Raw genomic sequence first — 672 nt, forward strand, 5'->3', positions numbered from 1 at the left:
CTGCGCACGCCGTCGGCGGTCGCTTCGGCCGCGGCGCGGTTGGCGCGCACTTTCGACAGTTCGCTCGACAGTTCCGAAAGCTGCTGGGTGGCCAGCACCGAATTGTTGCCACCCATCAAAAGATCGGACTGGGCGCGATAGGCGGCGACCTTCGCCTCGGCATCCTTGACCTGCCGCTGCAGGTCGGCGATCTCGGGCGCCAGGAAGTCTGCCGCGGCGCTGTTCGATTCGAGCTTGGCCGCCCCTTGCCCCGCTATATAGGCGGCGGCGATGGCGTCCGGTACGGCGGCCGCGAGCTTGGGATCTTCCGATGAGAATTCGATGGCAATGATGCGGGTCTTCTCGACGCCATAGACGTTGAGCTTCTCGTGCATTTTCTTGAGCACGCGCTCTTCCGTCGGAATTTCCATCGGGTCGCTTTTCAGGCCGACCAGGACCAGAGCGCGGCTCAGCGCCGACATGTCGAGCGCTTCATTGAACTCGGGCAGTTTTTCCAGACCAAGCTTTTGCGAGACCTGCTTGAGGATTTCGTTGGAGGAAATGATCTGGACCTGGGTGGCGACGCCCTGTTCGTCGAGGATAGGCTTGTCGGTGTCGTTGTTGTTGCTGGCCGGCCGCGTGTAGATGGATTCGCGCGGCGCGATCTCCACCTGCGTCTCGGCCTTGTAGTGC

Annotated in this window: 1 pseudogene; it reads right to left on the minus strand. The window is 62.4% G+C overall.

What is annotated here, in order from left to right:
* A pseudogene (locus EN750_RS37650) lies at positions 1-672 on the minus strand (chain-length determining protein); the annotation flags it as partial.

Origin of the sequence: Mesorhizobium sp. M7A.F.Ca.ET.027.03.2.1 (assembly GCF_003999175.1) — a bacterium.
Taxonomy (GTDB): Bacteria; Pseudomonadota; Alphaproteobacteria; order Rhizobiales; family Rhizobiaceae; genus Mesorhizobium.